Here is a 499-nt window from a genome sequence, read left to right as displayed (position 1 = left end):
GGCTGTGTTTTTTCCACTAAATCGGGCAGCTGTCCGTTTCTTTCGATTTGATACCAGTCGCTGGCCGCTTTTCTTAATGCCTCCGTCGTAATGACATCATGCTCATCAATTGCGCTCATCACGACATTTTGCATCTTCAATGGGTCAATTCCGTACAGATAAGAAAGCTTTTTGATTGTGTCCCGCACCTGCTGGGTCATCGCTTTTCTCGGAATCATCGTCTCAGAAAGTCCCGCTAAAAACAAATCAAAATCAAACACATCCTCCGTTATGGTGTAGGACGGAGCCTGTCCGACAGAANTATACTCGTTCCCCTCGGCAAGTCTTACCGTTTCCTCCATATCAGATGTGAGCTTCCATTCACTCGGCTGCAGCGATTCAAACGCGTGATTAAACGGCCGCGTAATGTCCTTCGCATCTTCTGAAATGGCCGGGTGCGTAAAAAATTGTTTTAATTGCTGATATTTCGTTTTTCCGACCCTATTGTACAGAAAAACAT

General features: G+C 45.4%; 1 pseudogene. It reads right to left on the bottom strand.

From position 1 onward, the window contains the following. A pseudogene (gene dnaB, locus RVS70_RS22110) lies at positions 1–499 on the bottom strand (replication initiation membrane attachment protein DnaB); the annotation flags it as partial.

The organism is Virgibacillus sp. M23 (genome assembly GCF_034190895.1).
GTDB classification, from domain to species: Bacteria; Bacillota; Bacilli; order Bacillales; family Amphibacillaceae; genus Virgibacillus; species Virgibacillus salarius.
This window is presented reverse-complemented; position numbering and strand designations above follow the sequence as displayed.